The 7,692-nt window shown below is 73.1% G+C and carries 1 protein-coding gene; it reads left to right on the top strand.

Annotated features, from left to right (window positions below):
• A partial coding sequence (locus tag ABD369_RS39500) for a type I polyketide synthase (RefSeq protein WP_344641480.1) occupies positions 1-7,692 on the top strand: 7,692 nt, incomplete at both ends.

The raw sequence follows: 7,692 nt of genomic DNA on the forward strand, positions 1-7,692 counted from the left end.
GCATCGACACCGTGCTGCGCCCGAAGGTGGACGCGGCCCTCAACCTGCACGAGCTCACCGCCGGCCTGGACCTGAGCGCGTTCGTGCTCTTCTCCTCCAACGCGGGCACCTTCGGCGGCCTCGGCCAGGGCAACTACGCTGCGGCCAACGTCTTCCTGGACGCCCTCGCCGCTCAGCGCCGTGCCGCCGGACTCCCCGCGATCTCCCTCGGCTGGGGCCTGTGGGCCGAGGGCGGCATGGCCGAGACCCTCGACGCCGCCGACCTCCAGCGCCTCGCACGCGCCGGCATGACCGGCCTGTCCAACGCCGAGGGCGTCGCGCTCTTCGACGCCGCCACCGGCAGCGACCAGGCCCTGCTCCTCCCGATGCGGCTCGACCCGGCCGCGCTGCGCCAGCAGGCCGCCGCCGGCACCCTCCCCGCCCTGCTGCGCGGACTGGTCCGCACCCCCGCCCGGCGCGCCGCCCGCGGGGCCGCCGGTGGCGGCTCCGAGCTGATGCGCCGACTGGCCGGGCTGTCCGAGGCCGAGCTGGACCGCGAGATCCTCGAACTGCTCCGGGTACGCGTGGCCGCCGTACTGGGCCACGCCTCGCCGGAGGTGATCGAGGCGGGCCGGGCATTCAACGAGATCGGCTTCGACTCGCTGACCTCGGTCGAGCTGCGCAACGAGCTCAACGCCGTCACCGGCCTGCGGCTCCCGCCGACCCTGATCTTCGACTACCCCACGCCCGCCGCACTGGCCGAGTACCTGCGCTCGGAGATCGTCGGCGCCGACCACGGCACCGCCGCCGCCCAGCTCCCGGCACCCCGGGTCGACGACGAGCCGATCGCCATCGTCGGCATGGCCTGCCGCTACCCGGGCGGGGTGGGCTCGCCCGAGGAGCTGTGGCAGCTGGTCACGGCCGGAGTGGACGCGATCTCCCAGTTCCCGGCCGGCCGCGGCTGGGACCTGGACCACCTCTTCGATCCGGACCCGGACCACCCCGGCACCAGCTACGCCGACCAGGGCGGCTTCCTGCACGGTGCGGGCCTCTTCGACCCCGCGTTCTTCGGCATCAGCCCGCGCGAGGCGCTGGCGATGGACCCGCAGCAGCGCCTGCTGCTGGAGGTCTCCTGGGAGGCCTTCGAGCGCGCGGGCATCGACCCGGCCACCATGCGCGGCAGCCGTACCGGCGTGTTCGCCGGTGTGATGTACCACGACTACGCCACCCGGATCGGCTCCGTCCCGGACGGCGTCGAGGGCTACCTCGGCACCGGCACCTCGGGCAGCATCGCCTCCGGCCGGGTCTCCTACACCTTCGGCCTGGAGGGCCCGGCGGTCACCGTCGACACCGCCTGCTCCTCGTCGCTGGTCGCGCTGCACCTCGCCGTGCAGGCCCTGCGGCAGGGCGAATGCAACATGGCGCTGGCCGGCGGTGTGACCGTGATGGCCACGCCCGAGGCGTTCATCGACTTCAGCCGCCAGCGCGGCCTGGCCAAGGACGGCCGCTCCAAGTCCTTCTCCGCCGACGCGGACGGCACCAGCTGGTCCGAGGGCGCGGGCATGCTGCTGGTCGAGCGCCTGTCGGACGCCCGCCGCAACGGGCACCCGGTGCTGGCGATCGTCCGCGGCTCGGCGATCAACCAGGACGGTGCCTCCAACGGCCTCACCGCCCCCAACGGCCCCTCCCAGCAGCGGGTCATCCGCCAGGCGCTGGCCAGTGCCGGGCTGACCGCCGACCAGGTGGACGTGGTCGAGGCGCACGGCACCGGCACCACCCTCGGCGACCCGATCGAGGCACACGCCCTGCTGGCCACCTACGGCCAGGAGCACGCCGAGGACCGTCCGCTGTGGCTCGGCTCGCTGAAGTCCAACATCGGCCACACCCAGGCCGCGGCCGGTGTCGCCGGCGTCATCAAGATGGTGATGGCGATGCGGCACGGCGTGCTGCCGCAGAGCATCCACCTGGGCGAGCCCTCGCCGAACGTCGACTGGGCCTCGGGCGCGGTCGAGCTGCTGACCGAGGCCCGGCCGTGGCCGGAGACCGGACAGCCGCGTCGCGCCGGTGTCTCCTCCTTCGGCTTCAGCGGCACCAACGCCCACACGATCATCGAGCAGGCACCGGCCGAGCCGGCCGCCGAGGCCGGTTCGCGTCCGGCACCCACCGTCCAGCCGTGGCTCCTCTCGGCCAAGACCGAGGACGCCCTGCGGGACCAGGCGCGGGCACTGCTCTCGCACCTGGACACCGAGTCCGGCTTCGCGACCACCGACGTCGCCTACTCCCTGGCGACGGGCCGGGCGGCGCTGGAGCACCGCGCGGTCGTCGTGGCCGGTGAACCCGAGGAGTTCCTGCGGCAGTTGGGCGCGCTGGCGGCCGGTGAGCCGGCGGCGGACGTGGTACGGGGATCGGTGGCCGGTGGCCGGCTGGCGTTCCTGTTCACGGGGCAGGGGAGTCAGCGGGCCGGGATGGGCCGCGAGTTGTACGAGGCGTTCCCGGCGTTCGCCTCCGTTCTGGACACCGTCTGCGCGGAGCTGGACGGATGCCTGGAGCGTCCGCTGCGTGAGGTGGTCTTCGGCGGCGAGGAGTTGGATCAGACCGGGTACACGCAGCCGGCGCTGTTCGCGGTCGAGGTGGCGCTGTTCCGGTTGGTGGAGTCGTGGGGTGTTCGGCCGGATGTGCTGGCTGGTCACTCGATCGGTGAGCTGGCCGCGGCGCATGTGGCGGGTGTGCTGTCGTTGGCGGACGCCGCCGCTCTGGTGGCCGCCCGTGGCCGCCTGATGCAGGCGCTGCCCTCTGGCGGTGCGATGGTGGCGGTGCAGGCCTCCGAGGAGGAGGTGCTGCCGCTGCTGGCGGACGAGGTGGGCATCGCGGCGGTCAACGGGCCGACGTCAGTGGTGATTTCGGGCGTCGAGGCGGCCGTTGTCGCGGTCGCCGAGCAGCTAGCGGCGCAGGGCCGGAAGACCAAGCGGCTGACCGTGAGCCACGCCTTCCACTCGCCGCTGATGGAGCCGATGCTCGCCGAGTTCCGCACCGTCGCCGAGGGGCTGACGTTCGCCGAGCCGCGGATCCCGATCGTGTCGACGCTGACCGGGCAGGCGGCTTCGGCGGAGGAGCTGTGCTCGCCCGAGTACTGGGTGCGCCACGTCCGCGAGGCCGTCCGCTTCTGCGACGCGGTGCGCACGCTGGAGGGCGAAGGCGTCCGTACGTATCTGGAGTTGGGCCCGGACGGGGTCCTGTCCGCGATGGGCCAGGAGTGCGTGACCGAGGCGGCGGTGTTCGCGCCGGTGCTCCGCGGTGACCGCTCCGAGGTGCAGGCGCTGACCACCGCCGTCGCACAGGCCTACGTCCGAGGCGTGACGGTCGACTGGCAGGCCGTGTTCGCCGGCCTGGGCGCCCGTCGGGTGCACCTGCCCACCTACGCCTTCCAGCGGCAGTGGTACTGGCTGGAGAACCTGGCCGCCCCGGCGGTCGGCACGGCCGTGGTGGACGCGGTGGACGCGAGCTTCTGGGAGGCCGTTGAGAAGGGCGACCTTCAGGCGCTGTCCTCGGTGCTGGAGCTGGACGGCGATCAGCCGCTGAGCTCGGTGCTGCCCGCGCTGTCGGCCTGGCGCCGGCAGAGCCGTGAGCAGTCCACGGTGGACGGCTGGCGCTACCGGGTGAGCTGGAAGCCGGCGGGTGAGGCCGGCTCCGGTGTGCTGTCGGGTACCTGGCTGGTGGTGGCACCGGCCGAGGACGCCGCTGCGGCGGACGTGGTCCGGACGCTGGCCGGTCGTGGCGCGGACGTGCGCCTGGTCGACCCGGCCGGCGCCGATCGCGGCGCCGTGGCCGAGCTGCTGCGTGATGCGGTCGCCGACGGCGTGGCCGTCGAGGGCGTGCTGTCGATGGCCGCCCTCGGCGCGGGCGAGCCCGCGGTGCTGACCGCGACTCTGGTGCAGGCGCTGGGTGACGCGGATGTCGCCGCTCCGCTGTGGTGTGTGACGCGGGGTGCGGTGTCGACGGGTCGCTCGGACCGGCTGGCGGACCCGATGCAGGCTCAGGTCTGGGGTCTGGGCCGGGTGGTGGCTCTGGAGCACCCGGAGCGTTGGGGTGGTCTGGTCGACCTTCCGGAGGTGCTGGACGAGCGTGCGCTCGGCCGACTGGCCGGTGTGCTCGCTGGTGGCGAGGACCAGGTCGCCGTTCGGGCGTCAGGTGTGTTCACCCGCCGTCTGGTGCGGGCCCCGCGTGCTGAAGGTGTCGCCTGGAAGCCGTCCGGTACGGTCCTGGTCACGGGTGGCACCGGTGCGCTGGGCGCGGAGGTCGCGCGCTGGCTGGTGCGCAATGGTGCCGAGCAGCTGGTGCTGACCAGCCGCCGCGGCCTGGACGCTCCTGGCGCGGTCGAACTCCGGGACGAACTGGCCGAGTTGGGCGCTGCCGTCACGGTGGCGGCATGCGATGTCGCCGACCGTGAGGCGCTGGCGGAGCTGCTGGCGTCCGTCGAGGTGTCGGCCGTGTTCCACACCGCCGGTGTGCTGGACGACGGCATGGTCGACGGTCTGACCGCCGAGCGGTTCGCCGCTGTCGCCCGTCCGAAGGTGGACGCGGCGCTGAACCTGCACGAACTCACTTCCGACCTGTCGGCGTTCGTACTGTTCTCCTCGATCGCTGGTTCGGTGGGCAACGCGGGCCAGGGCAACTACGCCGCCGCCAACGCCTTCCTGGACGCCCTCGCCGAGCAGCGCCGGGCCGACGGCCTCGCCGCCACCTCGATCGCCTGGGGGCCGTGGGCGCAGGGCGGCATGGCCGCCGACCGCACCCTCGAGGAGCGGCTGCGCCGCGAGGGCGTCCCGCCGATGGCCCCTGAGCTGGCGATCGCCGCGCTCCAGCAGGCCCTGAAGCAGGGCGACTGGGCCCTCACCGTCGCCGACATCGCCTGGGACCGGTTCCTGCCCGCGATGACGGCTGCCCGGGCCAGCCTGCTGTTCAACGAGCTCCCGGAGGCCCGCCTGGCGGCGTCCGCCGCCGACGGAGCGGGAGCCGCCGCGACCTCCTCGCAGGCCGGGCGCCTGGCCGGCCTCTCCGAGGCCGAGCAGACCAGGGCCCTGCTGGAGCTCGTCCGGAGCAACGTCGCCGCCGTCCTCGCCCACTCCGGGACGGAGTCGGTGGAGGCCGGACGCGCCTTCAAGGAGCTCGGCTTCGACTCGCTGACGGCCGTCGAGCTGCGCAACCGCCTGGGCGTTGCCACCGGTCTCCGGCTCCCGACCACCCTGGTCTTCGACTATCCGTCGGCCGCCGCCCTCGCCGAGCACCTGCGCTCCGAGCTGCTGGGCCAGGCCGCCGCCACCGCGACCCCGAGCGCGGTCCGGGTTGCCGCCGACGACGAGCCGATCGCCATCGTCGCGATGAGCTGCCGCTTCCCCGGCGGGGTGACCTCGCCCGAGGAGCTGTGGCAACTGCTCGTCTCCGGCGGCGACGCGATGGCCGGTCTGCCGACCGACCGCGGCTGGAACGTCGAGACCCTGTACGACCCGGACCCCGACCAGGTCGGCAAGATCTACACCCGCGAGGGCGGATTCCTCTACGACGCCGCCGAGTTCGATCCGGCGTTCTTCGGGATCTCGCCGCGTGAGGCGCTGTCCATGGACCCGCAGCAGCGCCTGCTGCTGGAGACCTCCTGGGAGGCGTTCGAGCGCGCCGGTATCGACCCGGCCACGCTGCGCGGTAGCCGTACCGGTGTCTTCGCGGGCACCAACGGCCAGGACTACCTCGCCCTCCTGATGAACTCCCCGGAGGAGCTGGAGGGCCAGCTCGGCACGGGTACCGCGGCGAGCGTGGTCTCGGGCCGGCTGTCGTACACCTTCGGCCTGGAGGGCCCGGCGGTCACCGTCGACACCGCGTGCTCCTCGTCGCTGGTGGCGCTGCACCTGGCGGTGCAGGCGCTGCGGGGCGGCGAGTGCTCGCTGGCCCTGGCCGGCGGCGTCACCGTGATGGCCACCCCGGACACCTTCCTGGACTTCAGCCGCCAGCGCGGTCTGTCCGCCGACGGCCGGTGCAAGGCGTTCGCCGCTTCGGCGGACGGTACCGCCTGGGGCGAGGGCGTGGGCATGCTGCTCGTGGAGCGGCTGTCGGACGCCCAGCGGAACGGACACCCGGTGCTGGCGGTGGTGCGCGGCTCGGCCGTGAACCAGGACGGCGCGTCCAACGGTCTGACGGCGCCGAACGGTCCGTCGCAGCAGCGGGTGATCCGGCAGGCGCTGGAGAACGCCGGTCTGGCCACCAGCCAGATCGACGCGGTCGAGGCGCACGGCACCGGCACCGCCCTGGGTGACCCGATCGAGGCGCAGGCCCTGCTCGCCACCTACGGCCAGGAGCGGTCCGAGGACCGTCCGCTGTGGCTGGGTTCGGTGAAGTCGAACATCGGTCACACCCAGGCGGCCGCCGGTGTCGCCGGTGTGATCAAGATGGTGCTCGCCATGCAGCACGGTGTGCTGCCGCAGACGCTGCACGTCAATGAGCCGACCCCGCACGTGGACTGGACAGCCGGTGCCGTCTCGCTCGTCACCGAACTGACCGACTGGCCCGAGACCGGTGAGCCGCGCCGCTCCGCCGTGTCATCCTTCGGCTTCAGCGGTACCAACGCGCACACGATCCTGGAGCAGGCTCCGGTCGTCGAGGATGCGATTGCCGAGGCGACCGTGTCGCCGTCGGTGCTGCCGGTGGTGCTTTCGGCCAAGGGTGAAGCGGCGCTGCGGGCGCAGGCCGAGCGGCTGCTGTCGGCCGGTGAGCTTGAACTTGTCGATGTGGCTTACTCGTTGGCGACGGGTCGGGCGGCGCTGGAGCGTCGTGCCGTGGTCGTCGCCGAGGATCGTGCGGAGTTCCTGCGGGGGCTGGGTGCGCTGGCTTCGGGTGAGTCGGCTGGGAACCTGGTGCAGGGTTCGGTGGTAGAGGGCCGGACGGCGTTCCTGTTCACCGGGCAGGGCAGCCAGCGGGCCGGGATGGGCCGTGAGCTGTACGAGGCCTTCCCGCTGTTCGCGGACGCGTTGGACGAGGTGTTCGCGCACCTGGACCAGTACCTGGACCGTCCGCTGCGCGAGGTGGTGTTCTCGGGCGAGGAGCTGGATCAGACCGGGTACACGCAGCCGGCGCTGTTCGCGATCGAGGTGGCGCTGTTCCGCCTGGTCGAGGCATGGGGTCTGCGTGCGGATGTGCTGGCGGGTCACTCGATCGGTGAGCTGGCCGCCGCGCACGTCGCCGGGGTGCTGTCGCTGGCGGACGCTGCTGCGCTGGTGGCCGCTCGCGGCCGCCTGATGCAGCAGCTGCCTTCGGGCGGTGCGATGGTGGCGGTGCAGGCCTCGGAGGCCGAGGTGCTGCCGCTGCTGACCGGCGAGGTGGGCATCGCGGCGGTCAACGGGCCTTCCTCGGTGGTGATTTCGGGTGCTGAGGCGGCCGTTGTCGCGGTCGCCGAGCAGCTTGCGGCCGAGGGCCGGAAGACCAAGCCGCTGACGGTGAGCCATGCGTTCCATTCGCCGCTGATGGAGCCGATGCTCGCGGAGTTCCGCACCGTCGCCGAGGGGCTGACGTTCGCCGAGCCACGGATCCCGATCGTCTCCACGCTGACCGGCCAGACCGCTTCGGCGGACGAGCTGTGCTCGCCCGAGTACTGGGTGCGTCACGTCCGCGAGGCGGTCCGCTTCCACGACGCGGTCCAGGCCCTGGAGGCCGAAGGCGTCCGCACCT

The organism is Kitasatospora cystarginea (genome assembly GCF_039533515.1).
Lineage (GTDB): Bacteria > Actinomycetota > Actinomycetes > Streptomycetales > Streptomycetaceae > Kitasatospora > Kitasatospora cystarginea.